Here is a 15,380-nt window from a genome sequence, read left to right on the forward strand (position 1 = left end):
GCTCCGACCGGTACCACCACCGAGGAAGGCCCCGACATGACCACCGACGCGCCGCACGCCCTCGTCGTCCTCGCCCACCCCCGGGCCGACTCGCTGACCGCCCGGGTCGCCGCGCGGGTCCGGGATCGGCTGCTGGCCGACGGCCACACCGTGGACGTACTCGACCTGCACGCCGAGGGCTTCGACCCGCGGATGACCGTCGAGGACGAACCCGACTGGGCCGACCGGGACAAGCACTACAGCCCGGAAGTACGCGCGCAGATGGCCCGGATCGAGGCCGCGGACACGATCGTCGTGGTCTTCCCCGTGTGGTGGTTCGGGCTGCCCGCGCTACTCCAGGGCTGGATCGACCGGGTATGGAACTACGGCTTCGCCTACGGCCGCAGCCGCCCACGCCTGGCCGGAAAACGAATGTTGTGGCTCGGCCTGGCCGGCTACTCCCACGAACACTTCACCAAGGGCGGCTGGGACGACCTCCTCGACCGCCGCCTCCGAATCGGCATCACCAACTTCAGCGGCATCGAAAACGCCCGAGTCCACCTCTTCTACGACACGGTAGCCACCGGCGCCCACGACACCACCCTCCTCACCGAAGCAGAACAAGTCCTCACCACCTTCACCCCCTGACCCCCAACCCGACAGCGCCGGCCGGGCCCCAAAGAGCCGACCGGCGCTTCCACCCGAACCACGCAGCCCAGCCGACGCTTGAACCCAAGCAGCCCGTGCGGCGTCCGAGGCCACTCAGCCCGTGCGGCGCCTGAGCACACCCAGCCCGGCCGGCGCATGAGGCCACCCAGCCCGTGCGGCGCTTGAGCACAACCAGCCCGGCCACCGAACGAGAGTCACTAGGGCGCGTATCCAGTTGAGATCAACGGGTGCTCCGGCTGAGGGCGTTGACCCAGATCATGGCGGCGCGAAGGTGGAGGGGGGCGAGGTAACTCTGGGGATTTTGTCGTATCTGGTAGCAATTCCGCGCCAGGCCTTGAGCTCGTTGATGAGGCGCTCGACGGTGTTCCGTTCCCTATAGAGGTCGGCGTCGTGGCCGACGGGCCGGCCGCCGCCGCTGCCTTTCCTCTTGCGGTTGGCGGCCTGGTCGCTCTTCTCCGGGATGACCACCTTGATGCGGCGTTTCCGCAGGTGGGCGCGGTTGGCGCGGGACGAGTAGGCCTTGTCCCCGGCGACCGCGTCGGGTCGGGTGCGGGGACGCCCGACGGGCCTGCGGACCCGTATCCTCCCGAGGACGGGGACGAACTGCGGGCTGTCGGCGGCCTGTCCCGCGGTCAGGACGAACGCCAACGGGCGGCAGTTCCGGTCGCAGGCGAGGTGGATCTTGGAGGTCTGCCCGCCCCTCGATCGCCCGAGCAGAGCAACCCTCAGTCGGACCTTGTGTCGGCGCCGGACACGTCGTCGTTCCTCCCGCTCCGGATCGATTCCGGCTCCGTTCCCGTCTTGTTCCCCCGGCCTGCCCCCCTTTTTCCGGGCCTTCCCCTCCTCGGCGGCCGCCTTCTCCAGGGTGGTGAGCGTGGCGGGATCGAGATGCATCCCGGCGGCGTCGTGATGCGCCCGGACGGTGGTCGAGTCCACGCTCACCAACGACAGGTCCACCACGCCCCGCCTCGCGGCCTCCGCGATCAGACCCTCCAACAGGGCCTCGAAGACACCGGCGTCACGCCACTGCAGAAAACGGTTGTGCACGGTCGGCCACGCACCGAACCGCTCCGGCATCTCACGCCACTGCGCACCCGTCCGAAACTTCCAGATCACGCCCTCGAACTGCTGCCGCAGCCGCTCGGGATACGGACCGAACCCACCGATCGGCAGGTACGGCCCGATGAACTCCCAGTCCACGTCCGTCAGTTGCTCTCTCGTCACAACACGACGATCCACCAGCTCAGGACCGCCTCGGCGACGAATCCCACAGATCGATCGCGACCCGATACGCGCTAGTTGAGCATGCCGGCCGCGTTCACTTGCCGGAGGTGGATCACGACGTCGTGTGTCTTCGCGAGTCGGATCTGCGGGGCGTCCGCGATCCCGGGGTAGGTGGCGCCGATGTTCTTGATGGTGTGCGGCTCGGCCAGCCAGGCGCGGGCTTCCGTCGGAGTGTTGCGCAGGTCGACCACGAAGTCGCGGTAGCGCACCCGGTCGAGGGTGTGCTCGGCGGTGCCGGGCGCGGCCGGGCCGACGGTGAAGCGGTGCACGCCGCCGTCCCGGCCGAAGGCGTTGAACGAGCCCCGGTCGAAGGTGAGTCCGACACTCAGGTATCCGCTGCCCAACCGCTCGCGGAGGAAGGCGCCCTGGACCTTCGGATGAGTAGCGGGGGCGTAGGTGTCGAGGGCGACATGGGTGTTGTGGGCGGCGAGCACGATCCTGTCGCCGGTCTGCCGCTGCCACCAGGCGACATTGTCCGCCATGCTCCGGTCGCGGTAGGTCATGGCGTCGGGGATGCTTCGGGGGTCGTCCAAGTCGAAGGCGTACAACGTGGTCATCTGGTGGATCGCGGTGGCGTGCTGGACGGCCCAGGCATGCGCGTCGGCGTCGGTGCCCGTGCCGGGCCTTTGCTTGAGCAGTTCCACCGCCCGGCCCGTGCGTTCGGCGATTTCCCTGCGTTCGGCGATCGGCTTGGACAGGTACTCGTTGATGTACGTGTCGGCGTCGGTGGCGGGCCGCAGGCCCCGGTACAACTCGGTGAGCTGCGAAACGAGTTCGGGGCGGGCCGCAGCCGCGTATGCGCCCACCTTGTCGTACAGCTGGGCACCGGCGAAACCGTTGTCGTCGCCGACGAAGCGCACCGGGTCCTTCGGGTGCTCGGCGTTGTACGCGCGCATCCACTGGAGCAGATCGCGGTACTCGGCGTTGTTCCACAACCGGTAGGAGCCCTGGAACTCCTCGTCCATGATCTGCTTCAAGTCGCCCTCGCCGCGCAGGACGTAGGCGTCGAGCCGCACTCCGGTGCTCCACGCGGCTTCGAGGGCGAAGGCCCGAAAGCCCTTCTCCTCGACCAGATACCGCAGGACCCGGTGCTTGACGGTGAGGAACTCGTGCGAGCTGTGGGTGGACTCGCCCAGGCCCACCACCCGGGCGTCGCCGACCATGCGGCCGAACGGACGCAGATCGGCCAGGCCGCCGCGTGGCTCGGTGGTGCGCAGCGGGTGGGCCACCCGGCCCAGGGCCGCCTCGGGGGAGCCGAACGCCGCGGCCGCGGCGCCCTCCGGGCCGGCGGACGCGGCGACGCCGGCGAAGACCGACGCGGTGGCCGGGGGGTTGGTGTCGGTCACCGATCCCGCATATGCGGTGCCGATCCCGCCGGCGGCCGCACCCACGCACAGCACGAGGGGCACGAAGGTACGCAGCACCTGCCGGACTGCCCGCGAAAGCGGCTGACTCCGTTGATCGGACGGGTGGTCGGGGATGGCCCGCGATACACGCGGGGTCGCGTTTGGCATGGCGCCCAAGCTAAGAACCCGGGCCTCGGCGCACATCGTCCTCCGGTCCCAGGACCGGAGTACTCCTTCGGCTCGTCCGGTCGGTACTCGGGTCCGGGGCCGGACGGCCCGGCCGAACTCACCTACCTGGTGATGAAGTTCATGCGCGGTGCGCGGTGCGTGGTGTGCGATTCCGAGTGGCCCCGAAGCAGGACGGTTCGAGGGTTTCCTCGAGAATCGAGCGCCTGATCAACAAACCCAAGGCCTGGCGCGGCATCTCCACGAGATACGACCAGACCCCCGAAAGCTACCCCACCGGCCTCCATCTCCGCGCCGCGATGATCCGGCTCAACCCCTCAGCCGGAGCTCCTGCTGATCTCAACTGGATACGCGCCCTAGTAGACCGGGCTGGTCGTTCGGTTGAACACGGCGGTAGTGGCGGTTCGACCCCGCCGGTCCCGCGACACAACACCGCCCCGGTACGGGCGCTGAACGGTTCGTACCGGGGCGAGGATGGATCGGCCGCTCAGTGGAAAAAGGGCGGCCGGTCCGTCTGTGGCTCAGGGCCCAGGAGTGAGGCTTTCGCTCCATCCGCCCTCGTACCTCTGGCCGCTGGCGAACACGTAAGTCCCGTGAGACTCGTAACTGTCCCAACCTGGGAAATTCGACGCTTTCGACTTGGTATCCACCACCGGAAGGTGGGCCGGGATGTACTTTCCGCCACTGACGACGATCACGGGCCGTCCGTCCCAATACTCGATCGACAGTGTGCCGCTGTCCTCAGGTTTGACCTGGTCCACCGGAATCGAGTTCGGGTCTGTGGTGACCGGAACCCGAACCGACGCCGGACCGTGCGAGTTGGGTACCGCTTCGTCAGACATGTAGGTCCTCTTACCGGTCGACTACTTGCCGACCAGCGGTGACCTTCCCATGGCACTGCGTGGCCACACCCACTCGTTCGGAGGCGCCCCCTGCCCAGACGACCCCGCCGGCCCCGCAACATGCAACCGCCCCGGTACGGGCATTGAACGGCTCATACCGGGGTGGTCGTGTCCTGCTTGTGGCTACGGGGACCGTGTTCCTTCGCTGCCGGACTCGGCTTCGTCCACTTCAGGGGGTGAAAGGCGTCGATCACCGATTGAAGAAGTCGTCGAAGCTGGCGAAGCCCCAGAGGTCTCCCCTGTTGGGTGCGCCGTCCGGTAGGGGGCCGATGTTGTAGGTGGCAAATCTCCCGTTGGCGCCGGCTACCGCCAGCCGAGTGGGTACGACCTTTCCGCCACTGACGATGACGACAGGCTCACCGTTCTGGTACTCGATCGACAGAATGCCGATGTCCTCGGGCTTGACCTGATCAGCCGGAATCGGCGTGAGTGCCGCACCTTCAGGCGTCGGCGTCAGGCCGAGACGTGCGGCCATCTCGGGTGTCATCTGTTCCTGTACCGGACCGTGCGAATTGGGCGCCGCTTGTTCATCAGACATGTAAGTCCCCTCACCGGTCGACCACTTGCCGACCAGCGGTGACCTTCCCAACGCGCTGCGTGTCCACACCCACTCGTTTGGAGGTACCCCCATGCCGCGAAGACCCCGCCCCCCTTGCTCCGTCCCTGGTTGTCCCGAGCTGACCTCGGGCGGGCATTGCGCGAAGCACAAGAGGCAGGCCAACAAGGCTCGCGTGAGCAACGGCAAGGCATACGACGTGCGTTGGCAACGGACCCGCCGCGCCTACCCGTACGCGAACCCGTGGTGTGTTCTCTGTGCTCAACCGGCCGTTGTCGCCGACCATCATCCGATCAGCCGGCGGCAGTTGCTCGACCAGGGCGTGACCGATCCCGATGCGTGGACTCGGCTACGTCCGCTGTGTGTGCGCTGCCACAACCGCGAGACCGCTCGGCTTCAGCCCGGCGGTTGGGCTGCGGAGCGTCGCTCTCCGTCCGAGTCGAGCTGACCTCGGCGCGGCTCAGCCCGGGCGGGGACCCCCTCCCCCCCGGCCACACCGAGCGGCAGGGAGGGGAAATCCGCGCGTGGCCCATAGGGCCATTTTTGTGGATGCCCACAACTGATGATACTTGCAACTATGCCCCGGCTCGTCGGCTACTCGCCATCGGGTCGGGGCATTTTTCGTTGTGGACGGCCAAGGACGATTCCGTTGATACCTTGCTCCGCGCCAGACCTCGTCATCGCTCATTCGGGGCGTTTGTTGTACCGCTCCAGGGCTGCCTTCGACGTGGACGCGTCTTTGAAGACCAGTTCCCACGGTCCCGTGTTCACGTCGAACTCCTTGCCGAATCCGACCCACTTCCCGGACATACGGCGGCTGGTCGGCTCCACGAGGAGTTGGATCGCCCCGTGGTAGCGCGCCCCCTGGTAGTAGCCGTCGTTCGCGGTCTGCTCCGTCCACGTACCCGTCACGACGTTCCGCTCGATGGCCAGATCGAGAGTCAGCGGGGAATCCGAGGAGCCGGGCAGGCTGCGCGCCGTGAGCCGGTTGCCGTGTTGCAACAGGATGACGTAGTGCTGTCCGACGTACGTTCCGTTCCGGCCACTGGAGTAGTACTCGTACCGGCTGAGCCATATCCCGCTGTAGCTGCCTTGGGCGGTCTCGTGGGTATCGGCGCCGGGCGTGTTGCGGGCGGCTGCCACTCCGGTGGGCGAGGGCTTCAGATCATGGCCACCGGCTCCGTCGTCGGAGACCCGCGCCACGGGTACCGCCAGTGTGAAGCCGAGCGCGCTGATCGGAAGTCCGGTGACGGACTCAAGGGCACGTGCGTAGACCGGCCGTGGCGCTGCGACTTCACCCGCTTCCCAGCGTTGGACGTGTCGCTTGCTGCACCCGTTGGGTTCCCCCGACCGTTCGCCGGCGTTGCGAACGGCCCGGGCCATGTCGTCCTGACTCAGAAGCAGCCCCATGCGGACCGCGCGAAGTGTGCTGTTCGGCTCCGTCATGCAGATCACGGTAGACGTGCGCACACGCTTCCGACACCGATTTGCCGCCCCTAATGACGCCGGAATGCCGTCTTCTCTGTCGCCGCGCGGGTCTACCGCGCACCGCCAACATCGGTGTATGGAGCTGAATCGGCGGCAGAACCTCGGCGCACTGGGCTTGTCCATTCCCCGCACGGCGCGCCGAGTGCCACAGGCCGCTACCCGGATCGGAGTGATGCGCGATGCCGGATGAACCGGTTGCGAAAAGCCCGCCCGAGTATCGCCTTTCACGCATCGATGGCCGAACACTGTCGGGGTACGCGCTCGTACGGCATCGCGAGGTCGTTCGCGCGGCGCGGGCGAAGTACTGCATGAGATTCGAAGCGTGGTTCCCGGTTCGAAAGCGGGCTTGACATGACCCGCCGAGTGTTCACCGTGAACAAGCGCGGCGTGATCGCGATCCCCGTGCCCGACGAAGCGCCAAAACGTGAACCGCCAGAGCCCGCCCTCCGGGCACCGCTCCGGCCGGACGAATGGGTTCAGCCGTTGCCCGGCACCGGTCTTCACCAGCCTCCGGGACAGGTAGTGACCGTCGCCGACTCGCCCGGTCTCCACGACGACCAGGTCGTCATGGTCCAAGTCGGCGGACGTGGTTCGCGCGGCATCCCGTACCTGCTCGAAGCGTCCAAGCTTCACCGCGTCGACCCTTCGCGCTGAACCCCACAATCGGCCCCACCCGAGAACGCAAGGAAGGCGCGGGCGGGGTCTCCATCACCCCTGAAGAAGGCGCGCCATGAGCAGCGACTCCCCATGCCCGAAGTCACCGACCGGCCGACACGAGTACGGCACGGCGGCAGCACCTCTCATGGGTGTTCAGAAGATGAAATGCAAGCACTGTCCGAGCGTCGTCTACCGAGACGTCTGACCGCAGCCCCGACCGGGGCTCACAAGACGGGTGTTCGTCCGGCGGGCGGCACCTGACCCGCGTACGGCCGATCCGTGCGCGGAAGGGGGCAGGGGTGAACCGGCAACCTCCGTTCACAGTTGGTCGGACCCTCTGCCCCGTCCGATCGGAAGCGGAAGCCCCTACGCCGTATGGGAGTTCGGGCTCAGGTGCCGGACGGATGCACGCACGATGGATACCGACTCGACACCTCGGGAGGTACGACCGTGGGACAGCACAACAAGCCCGGCGACGACGGCGACAGCAAGACCCCCATCCGGGAGCGGGACGGCCAAGTACCCCAGCCCAAGCCGGACAAGGACAAGGACAAGTGACGGCGGTCAATTGGGAACGCGTGTTCGCGGACACGCCCCGTCGCCCGTACATCCCCGCCGTGGTGTGGGCGGACGACGACGACCCGATCAACCGCGACAACGACCCCGACGCGTGGGCGGACGCCGTAGCGGCGGACATCCCTCTCGTCACCCAAATGGACGACGGAGCGGAAGGGGGCGGTCTGTTCCCGTCGTCGTCCGCATCGATGCCGTCCCTGGTTCGGCTCATGCTCGATCAACTCGACATCCACCCGGATCACCGAGTCCTCGAAGTCGGGACCGGCACCGGATGGAACGCCGCGCTGTTGGCCACCGCGCTGACCGATGGCGAGGTGATCACGATCGAGGTGGACCCGGCCCTGGCGGCACAAGCCAAAGAGAACCTGATCGCTTGCCGAGCCGCACCGTTCGTTGTCGTGGGCGACGGATTGCGGGGGTACCCGGACGGCGCACCGTACGACCGCCTCATCGCGACCATGGCGGTTCAGCACGTGCCGTACGAGTGGCCGGAGCAAGTGAAGCCCGGCGGTGTGATCCTCACGCCTTGGGGAACGGCGTTTCACAACAGCGGGCTTCTGCGTCTTGTCGTCAACAGCGACGGCACGGCGAGCGGTCCGTTCGTGGGCAGCGTGAACTTCATGTGGGCACGGTCGCAACGTCGGAGGTTCGACACCCGCGAGTTCGTGGGCGACGTCATCCCGGACCCGGCACCGGACAGGGTGCGACACACCACGACCGACCCGCGACCCATGCGGGAACACGCCGAGTTCGCAATCGGGCTGCGCCTGCCGGATGTCGAGCAACGCGTGTACTTCGGGCACGGTGACGCTGCGGACGAGTACACGCAATGGCTCAGTGACGGCTTGTCGTGGGCATCGGTGGACTACGTGCCCGGGGCCGACAAGTTCGAGGTGAACGAGTCCGGACCACGTGATCTGTGGGCGGAGATCGAAGCCGCATACGACGCGTGGCGTGCCCAGGGCGAACCCGCGCGCGAACAGCACGGCGTCACCGTGACCCCGGACGGGCAACGGACATGGGTCAACGGGCCGAACGGCCGAGTGGAGATCGGACCGGCGCCGGTCACCTAGCCACGCGTCAGCCCCGACCCGAAGCAACCCGGGGTCGGGGCTGACCTACTTCAGCTTTTGATGTCCTCATCGCGTACGAGCACGAACGTTCCTCGTTGTGGCTTCGTCTCGACGTAGCCCGCCTCACGCACGATCGCGACCGCGCGCCGGGCTGTTTCCCGAGCCACGTCATAGGTCCGCATGATTTCGGAATCCGACGGGATTCGCTCGCCGACCGCGTACACACCCCGTTCGATATCGCGGATGAGAAACGTAGCGATCTGTCCGTACGGATGCGCGGCAATGCGCCGGTTGATCTCGCGGTCTGCCATGCCAGGACTGTAGCTAACCGAATATAACAGTACATATGTACATCCGTGTGGCGCGACTTCGTACCGCCCACCCCCGCCGACGACGACCCGCCCATGCAGGACTCGGCGACGGTCGTCCGCCCCTACGTGATGACGCCGGAAGAACTCGCCGAATGGCGCCGGCAGTCCGCCAAAGCGGAAGCGGTGGGATCGAACGAACAGGCCGAGCAGCGGGCAACCGACGACGAAGCCCAGCGCGCTCGCCGCGACGCTCTGTTTGCGGCAACGACCCGACCCGCCCGTGACTGGACCGTTGCGGCACGCGCGGCGGGGGTAGTGGCGTGACGCTCCTGCGACCCCCGGCCTACCGCTACTGCGCACGCTGCCACGACTTCCGCCATGGCTGCGTAGTCGTCGCCCTGGTCGACTCGCCGCGCGGTCTCGCCGGCGGAACGATCTTCGCGTGCCCCGACCACGTCAGCACGTTCCCGCCCCTTACGAACGCGCCGGTCACGCTCAATCCGTGCGACCCCCGCACTGCCTGACCACAACCCCTGCCCCGTCCGGCCACCCAATGCCGGGCGGGGCTCTTTCAGCCCGATCTTTGTTTAGTCACTCTCGTTCGGTCCGACGCTTGAGGCCACCCAGCCCGTGCGGCGCCTGAGCACACCCAGCCCGGCCGGCGCATGAGGCCACCCAGCCCGTGCGGCGCCTGAGCACACCCAGCCCGGCCGGCGCTTGAGGCCAACTCAGTCCCGCAACCCCATCGTGTCCGCAGGATTCCCCCGCAACGCTACGCGTCCCGGCACGACCGTGGCCACGAACGCCACCCCACCCGCAGCCACCAACACCGCCGCATAAGTCACCGGCGGCGCATAGGGAGACGCACTCCCGGTCATCCCGACGCTGTAAGCCGTCAACGTCGCATACGCGACCGCCGACCCGAGCACGGCCGCCAACAACACCACCGCCCCGGTCTCCCAGCGAAGCATCCGCAACACCTGCCGACGAGTCGTCCCCACCAGTCGCAGCAGCGCGAACTCCCGCCGCCGCGCCGAAGTCGCCATCACCAGCGTGTTGACCACCGCGATCCCGGTGAACGCGATGATCAGCCCCATCGCGACATAGTTGACCTGGGCCTGGGTGCCGGCCTGATCCCGGCGCGCCTGTTCGACCTCGCCCCGATCCAGCACCCGGACCCCGGGGAACTCGCCCATCGCCCGCTGCAACGGCGCCCGCGACACCGCGGTCGTACCGGAGATCAGCACCGCCTCCGCCGCCGGCCGGTCCACGTGCGCCGCCATCACCGCATGAGGCAGGGTCAGATCGCCGAAGCCCAGGCCGCGTTCGTACACCGCGATCACCTTCAGGGTGACCTGCACCCCGTCGCCCATGGTGATCCGCAGATCGTCGCCGACCCCGACCCCCTTGGTCTTGGCGGCCAGTTCGCTGACCGCGACCGTGGTTTCGGTCAGTGCCGCGAGCGAACCGGAGCGCGTCTTCAGGTCGAGCGCGCGCTCCACCCCGCGCGGCGTCACGCCCTGGGCCGGGAACTTGTCCTGCCCGGCCCGGACGAGCGAGTGCAGCACCTCGGTCACCACCTCGACCCCCGGCACCGCCCGCACCGCGTCGGCCGCCGCGGCCGGCACACCGGGGCCCGAGACCAGCGTGTACGAGGCCGATGTGCCCGCCTTCGCCTGCTCCCCCGCGGCATGACTCGCCGTGGTCTGGGTGAACAGGATCGTCGACGCCATCGCCACCGCCAGGCTCAGCGGCGTGACCACGGCGGCCACCCGTTCCGCGGCGGCCCGCGTGTTCCGTGCCGCCAGGAAGCCGCTGATCGGCGACAGGCGACCGACCACCGAGCCCAGGACGGCCACGCCCGCGCGAGCGAGCAGCGGACCGAGCAGCGCCGTCGCGACGGCCGCGAGGATCACCGTCAGGAAGGTGACCGGCGTGGACTTGGGTTCGGTGTCCAACGTCCGCAACACCAGCAGGAGTACGACGTACCCGAGGGCCGCGACCACACCGCCGATCGTGCGCGCGACGCCCAACCGCGGTCGTTCGATCGCCGCGTCCGCCAACGCCTCGGTCGGTCGTACCCGCGAGGCCCGACGCACCGACACGCGCGCCGCCGTCCAGGCCGCGAGCAGCGTCAGCAGTACCGCGCCGATCAGCGGGATCGGGCTCAGCCTCAGTTCCAGCGTGTCCGGCAGTGCGCCGAACGCGACGAACCGCCCGTGCAACCAACGCGCCAACCCCAACCCGGCGAACGCGCCGAGCGCGCCCGCGATCAGGCCCACCACGAGCGCCTCGCGGCCCACCATCCGGCGGATCTGCCGGGGCGTCGCACCGATCGCCCGCAACAGCGCGATCTCACGCCTGCGTTGCTGGATGGAGAGCGCGAACGTGCCCACCACGACCAGGATCGCCACCAGCAGCGAGGTACCGCCGAGCGCACCGCCCAGGCTGACCAGGGTCACCCGGGCCTTGGCCGCCGCCGGGAACTCGGCCGGTCCGCGATCGGTACCGGTACGCACCTGCGCGCCGGTGCCCGCCAGCGCGTCCCGCACCGCCGCGCGCACGGTGCCCGGGTTCGCGCCGGGCGCGGTGAACAGGCCCACCGAGGCAACCTGTCCGGGATGCCCGGCCAGTCGCCGGGCGTCCGCGTCGGCGAAGAACACGGTGGCCTGCCGGGCCAGCGCGTCCCGCCCGGGCGGCGCCGCGATGCCCACCACCCGGAAGGACCCCGGGGCCGGACCGGCCTGCACGGTGACCGTACCGCCGACCTCGACCGAGGCCCGGCGGGCGAGATCCGCGTCCAGCACGATCTCGCCGGCCGCCGTCGGCGCCCGACCCGCGCGCAGCGTGAACGGGGTCAACCGGGCCGACTCCCACGCGTGGCCCCACGCGTTGTCGGCGGTGTCCAGGGCCCGGCCGCCGGCGGTGAGCACGTGGGCCGAGAAGGTCAGTTCCGGGACCACGGCCTCGAGGCCGGGTACCGCGCGCAGCTTGTCCACGGCGGCCGCGTCCAGCCAGGCCCGCTCGGTCAGCGGCTTCGACTTGACCTTGGTCTTGCCCTTCTTGTGCTTGGTCCAGTGCAGGTTCTGGTCGGCGGTGACCACGGTGTCGGTACCGGAGTAGCGCTCGATCCGGATGTCGCCGCGCAGGCCGGTCTCCAGCAGCGCGCCACAGGCCGTGACCAGGGCGGCCGCGCACACCAGCGCGACGAACGCGCCGATGAAGCCGCCCTTGCGGGCGCGCAGGGTACGCATGGCTAGGAAGAACATCAGGCCCACGCGCCCAGGTGGGTCATCCGGTCGGCGATGCGATCCGCGCCGGCTCCGGTGAGCGTGTCGGTGATTCGGCCGTCGGCGAGGAAGAGCACCTCGTCGGCGTAGGACGCGGCGACCGGGTCGTGGGTAACCATCACCACGGTCTGGCCCATCGCGTCGACGGTGTCGCGCAGCAGCGCGAGTACCTCCTTGGCCGTGACCGTGTCCAGCGCGCCGGTGGGTTCGTCGGCGAAGACCACCTCGGGCCGGGTGACCAACGCGCGGGCGATCGCGACGCGTTGCTGCTGGCCGCCGGACAGCTCGGCGGGCCGGTGTTCGGTGCGCCCGGTCAGACCCACCCGCTGGACGATCTCCGCCAACCAGGCCCGATCCGGCTTGCGACCGGCCAGGCGCAGCGGCAGCGTGATGTTCTCCAGCACGGTGAGCGAGGGCATCAGGTTGAACGCCTGGAAGACGAAGCCGATCCGCTCGCGACGCAGTTCGGTGAGACCGGTCTCGGAGAGCCCGGACAGGTCGGTGTCGCCGAGCCGCACGGTGCCGCTGGTCGGCCGGTCCAGGCCCGCCGCGCACTGCAGGAACGTGCTCTTGCCGGAGCCCGACGGCCCCATGACGGCGGTGAAGCTGCCGCGCCGGATGCCGACGGTGACGTCACGCAGGGCGGTGACGGCGGCGGTGCCCTTGCCGTGGATGCGTCCGACTCCGGTCAGGGACACGGCGTCGGATATCTGGTCGTGCGAACTCATGGTGCGGTGCCGCCCTTGTCTTTTTCCGATGGGGTGCGTGTCCGGTCGCATGCGGTGCGCGCCGGGCCGGCCGATTCCGGAGTCACCGACGCGGGCGCCGGCGCGCGGCGCATCGGGAGCCCGGTCGTACCGTGGCTCCGCAAATCTGCGGCTCCGCAAATCTGCGGCTCTGTGCCGGGTCCGGGGTGACCCCGCCGGTCACGCTCAGGCGTGCCCGGGCAGCCGTTCAAGGCCCGGTGATACCCGGCTCCGTCGCCTCCGGCCCCGGCCCCGGTTCGGTCCCGGAATCGCCCTTGTCCCGCAGCCCGGGCGGGGTCGGGAACGCGAGGAATCGGGTCTGCATCGCGCGCGCGCCTGCGGGCAATGGGCCGGTGCGCTTGTACCGGTTGAGGAGGGCGATGTACTCCTCGAAGAACTCGGTCAGTTCGGCCGAGGTGACGTGAATGGTCCCGCGCGAGTACGGCACGTCCATTCCCCCCTCGGCCTCGGTCAGGTTCTGCGCGTCGCGGTACTCCTCCAGGTCGGCCGCGAAGGCCAGGCGGTTCAGCTCGTCGACGACCGGCCGGACCTCCTCGCTCTGCTCGCTGCGCGGCGGGAACCGCAGATCCCGCCGTACGGCGCGCCACCACCGTTCGCGCCCGTGTGCGTCGGGGTCCACGAAGTCCTCGACGAACCCGTGCCGGGCCAACTCCCGCAGGTGGTAGCTGGTCGCGCCGGTGTTCAACGCCAGCGCGCGGGCCAGTGACGCGGACGTCGCGGGCCCGCCCGCCTCCAGTTCCCGAAGGATCCGTTGCCGCCGGGGGTGCGCCAGGGCCTTCAGCGCTTCGAGTTCGCTGATGTCTCGGCGTTCCGGCGACCTGGTCACCTGTGCACAATAATCTGTGCACAAGAAATTGTGCAATGGTTTCGGCGGCCGGCGGCAACCGGAGGCAGCCGACCGCCGGGCCCTTTCTCAGCCGTTCGTGCGGTCGCCCGTCACTCCACCATCGCGAGCAGCTTGGTCACCGTGTTCCAGTTGCGCACGGTGGCCGTGTCGCGGAGCTTGCGGGCCAGGATCGGCGTCAGCCGGGCCTTGCCCAGCCCGTCCGGGAAGTACATGTACAACTCGCGCTCGCCCACCCGCAGTTCGTCCGGGGCGTAGTCGTCCGGGTCGATCCCGGCGAGCACACCGAGGTCGGCCGCCGGGCTCAGGAACGCCACCGCGAACTTCGCCGGCTCGCGCACCTCCAGCGGATTGGCCGCGACCATCGCCCGCAGCTCCGCGCCGCTGCGCACCATCACATCCACCCCGAACCCGAACTCGGCGGCCAGCCGTGCCTCGATCGCCGCGACCAGATCGGCGGTCGGCTGTTCCGCGGCCTCGAACACCACGTTTCCGCTCTGCAACAGCGTCCTGACCTCGGTGTATCCCGAATCCGTCAGCGTGCGGCGCAGGTCCGCCATCGGGACCCGGCGGTGTCCGCCCACATTCACGCCCCGCAACAGCGCCACATACTTCGTCACCACGCGCCTCCTTCGTCTCCGGGACCACCCGCTCGGACGCCGGTCCCCCACGCACCATGATCGAACCGAACACCACCACGGACACCGCACCGGGCCGAGGCGCACCGGACCGAACCCGAACGGGACCCACGGAACCGAGCCGGAGCCGCCACGACCGGCGCCCGAGCCGAACCCGAACCCCGATCGACCCGACCGATTCACTCGGGCCAGTTCTCCAACGCCACGTGCAGCGCCTCGACCGCCCGGTCGAAGGATTCGCTCGGCCGGCGCACGTGGCCGAACCCGCCGTTGCCCTCCAGCACCGCGAAGCCGTGGAACACGCTGCGCAACAACCGTCCCGCGTCGGTCAGATCCGGCTCCTCCAGGCCGTACGCGCGCAACATCGCGTAGGTGCTCTCGACGTTGCGCCGGTAGCCGTCGGAGGTGGCCAGCAGGGCCGGATCGATCCGCGCCTGGGTGGCCGCGTAGCGCCCGGGACGCGCCAGGGCGAATTCCCGGTACGCCCGGGCGAAGGCGATCAGCGCGTCCTTGCCCGCCCGGCCCGCCACCGCCGAGCCGATGCGATCGGCCAACTCGTCGGCGGCCAGCATCGCGATCCCCAGGCGCAGCTCCTGGATGTTCTTGACGTGCGAGTACAGGCTCGCGTCCTTGACCCCGAAGCCTCGGGCCAGCGCGGTCAGGGTGATGTTCTCGAACCCCACCTCGTCCGCCAGGTCCGCCGCCGCGCGGGTCACCCGTTCCGCCGTCAGTCCCGCTCGAGCCACGCGCCACTCCTCCGTCGAGGCGCCGGTCGTCGCGCCCTCGGTACTTCCCAGAGCTTCCTAGAGCCTCT

Annotated in this window: 15 protein-coding genes and 1 pseudogene; 5 read left to right on the forward strand and 11 right to left on the reverse strand. The window is 69.2% G+C overall.

The window, feature by feature from the left end:
• Positions 1-36: 36 nt before the first annotated feature.
• Positions 37-627: an NAD(P)H oxidoreductase gene (locus ACIBSV_RS29120; RefSeq protein ID WP_395868137.1), complete on the forward strand. Its 591-nt coding sequence runs from the start codon at positions 37-39 to the stop codon at positions 625-627.
• Between the two features lie 241 nt (positions 628-868).
• Here the strand turns inward: ACIBSV_RS29120 and ACIBSV_RS29125 are convergent.
• The 5 genes and pseudogenes from ACIBSV_RS29125 to ACIBSV_RS29145 form a co-directional block, all read right to left on the reverse strand.
• Positions 869-1,872, reverse strand: a pseudogene (locus ACIBSV_RS29125) (IS5 family transposase).
• A 71-nt stretch (positions 1,873-1,943) separates the two neighbouring features.
• Complete coding sequence (locus ACIBSV_RS29130; RefSeq protein WP_395868139.1) at positions 1,944-3,278, reverse strand: erythromycin esterase family protein; 1,335 nt, start codon at positions 3,276-3,278, stop codon at positions 1,944-1,946.
• 707 nt (positions 3,279-3,985) lie between these two features.
• On the reverse strand, positions 3,986-4,306 hold the full coding sequence (locus tag ACIBSV_RS29135; RefSeq protein WP_395868453.1) for a hypothetical protein: 321 nt from the start codon (positions 4,304-4,306) through the stop codon (positions 3,986-3,988).
• A 250-nt stretch (positions 4,307-4,556) separates the two neighbouring features.
• Positions 4,557-4,904, reverse strand: coding sequence for a hypothetical protein (locus tag ACIBSV_RS29140; RefSeq protein WP_395868141.1), 348 nt, complete (start codon positions 4,902-4,904; stop codon positions 4,557-4,559).
• 702 nt (positions 4,905-5,606) lie between these two features.
• Positions 5,607-6,368 carry an XRE family transcriptional regulator gene (locus ACIBSV_RS29145; RefSeq protein WP_395868143.1) on the reverse strand — a complete coding sequence of 254 codons (762 nt, stop codon included), beginning with the start codon at positions 6,366-6,368 and terminating at the stop codon, positions 5,607-5,609.
• Between the two features lie 405 nt (positions 6,369-6,773).
• On the opposite strand from ACIBSV_RS29145, the gene ACIBSV_RS29150 reads away from it, so the two are divergent.
• Both ACIBSV_RS29150 and ACIBSV_RS29155 read left to right on the forward strand, forming a co-directional pair.
• Positions 6,774-7,064 carry a hypothetical protein gene (locus ACIBSV_RS29150; protein ID WP_395868145.1) on the forward strand — a complete coding sequence of 97 codons (291 nt, stop codon included), beginning with the start codon at positions 6,774-6,776 and terminating at the stop codon, positions 7,062-7,064.
• A gap of 557 nt (positions 7,065-7,621) precedes the next feature.
• Positions 7,622-8,716 carry a methyltransferase domain-containing protein gene (locus ACIBSV_RS29155; RefSeq protein ID WP_395868147.1) on the forward strand — a complete coding sequence of 365 codons (1,095 nt, stop codon included), beginning with the start codon at positions 7,622-7,624 and terminating at the stop codon, positions 8,714-8,716.
• A gap of 50 nt (positions 8,717-8,766) precedes the next feature.
• Here ACIBSV_RS29155 and ACIBSV_RS29160 read toward each other — a convergent pair whose 3' ends face one another.
• A complete protein-coding gene (locus ACIBSV_RS29160; protein ID WP_395868149.1) occupies positions 8,767-9,027 on the reverse strand; it encodes a winged helix-turn-helix domain-containing protein in 261 nt (86 codons plus the stop codon).
• 45 nt (positions 9,028-9,072) lie between these two features.
• On the opposite strand from ACIBSV_RS29160, the gene ACIBSV_RS29165 reads away from it, so the two are divergent.
• Both ACIBSV_RS29165 and ACIBSV_RS29170 read left to right on the forward strand, forming a co-directional pair.
• Positions 9,073-9,351 (forward strand): hypothetical protein, encoded by a 279-nt coding sequence (locus ACIBSV_RS29165; RefSeq protein WP_395868151.1) that lies wholly within the window; start codon positions 9,073-9,075, stop codon positions 9,349-9,351.
• On the forward strand, positions 9,348-9,551 hold the full coding sequence (locus ACIBSV_RS29170) for a hypothetical protein (protein ID WP_395868153.1): 204 nt from the start codon (positions 9,348-9,350) through the stop codon (positions 9,549-9,551). Before ACIBSV_RS29165 ends, ACIBSV_RS29170 begins: the two co-directional genes overlap by 4 nt.
• 204 nt (positions 9,552-9,755) lie before the next feature.
• Here ACIBSV_RS29170 and ACIBSV_RS29175 read toward each other — a convergent pair whose 3' ends face one another.
• From ACIBSV_RS29175 to ACIBSV_RS29195, 5 genes are all read right to left on the reverse strand, one after another.
• Positions 9,756-12,281: an FtsX-like permease family protein gene (locus ACIBSV_RS29175; RefSeq protein WP_395868155.1), complete on the reverse strand. Its 2,526-nt coding sequence runs from the start codon at positions 12,279-12,281 to the stop codon at positions 9,756-9,758.
• Positions 12,282-12,295: 14 nt separating this feature from the next.
• On the reverse strand, positions 12,296-13,045 hold the full coding sequence (locus ACIBSV_RS29180; RefSeq protein WP_395868157.1) for an ABC transporter ATP-binding protein: 750 nt from the start codon (positions 13,043-13,045) through the stop codon (positions 12,296-12,298).
• A 226-nt stretch (positions 13,046-13,271) separates the two neighbouring features.
• Complete coding sequence (locus tag ACIBSV_RS29185; protein WP_395868159.1) at positions 13,272-13,910, reverse strand: ArsR/SmtB family transcription factor; 639 nt, start codon at positions 13,908-13,910, stop codon at positions 13,272-13,274.
• Positions 13,911-14,020: 110 nt separating this feature from the next.
• Positions 14,021-14,548, reverse strand: a complete 528-nt coding sequence (locus ACIBSV_RS29190) for a DUF1697 domain-containing protein (protein ID WP_395868161.1) — start codon at positions 14,546-14,548, stop codon at positions 14,021-14,023.
• Positions 14,549-14,745: 197 nt separating this feature from the next.
• Positions 14,746-15,312 (reverse strand): TetR/AcrR family transcriptional regulator, encoded by a 567-nt coding sequence (locus ACIBSV_RS29195; RefSeq protein ID WP_395868163.1) that lies wholly within the window; start codon positions 15,310-15,312, stop codon positions 14,746-14,748.
• Positions 15,313-15,380: the final 68 nt, after the last annotated feature.

The sequence above is a fragment of the Embleya sp. NPDC050154 genome (genome assembly GCF_044460165.1).
Taxonomy (GTDB): domain Bacteria; phylum Actinomycetota; class Actinomycetes; order Streptomycetales; family Streptomycetaceae; genus Embleya.

Coding starts and splice junctions, on each gene's coding strand:
- ACIBSV_RS29120 (WP_395868137.1), top strand. CDS start 37: ATGACCACCGACGCGCCGCACGCCCTCGTCGTCCTCGCCCACCCCCGG.
- ACIBSV_RS29135 (WP_395868453.1), bottom strand. CDS start 4,306: ATGTCTGACGAAGCGGTACCCAACTCGCACGGTCCGGCGTCGGTTCGG.
- ACIBSV_RS29140 (WP_395868141.1), bottom strand. CDS start 4,904: ATGTCTGATGAACAAGCGGCGCCCAATTCGCACGGTCCGGTACAGGAA.
- ACIBSV_RS29145 (WP_395868143.1), bottom strand. CDS start 6,368: ATGACGGAGCCGAACAGCACACTTCGCGCGGTCCGCATGGGGCTGCTT.
- ACIBSV_RS29160 (WP_395868149.1), bottom strand. CDS start 9,027: ATGGCAGACCGCGAGATCAACCGGCGCATTGCCGCGCATCCGTACGGA.
- ACIBSV_RS29175 (WP_395868155.1), bottom strand. CDS start 12,281: ATGCGTACCCTGCGCGCCCGCAAGGGCGGCTTCATCGGCGCGTTCGTC.
- ACIBSV_RS29180 (WP_395868157.1), bottom strand. CDS start 13,045: ATGAGTTCGCACGACCAGATATCCGACGCCGTGTCCCTGACCGGAGTC.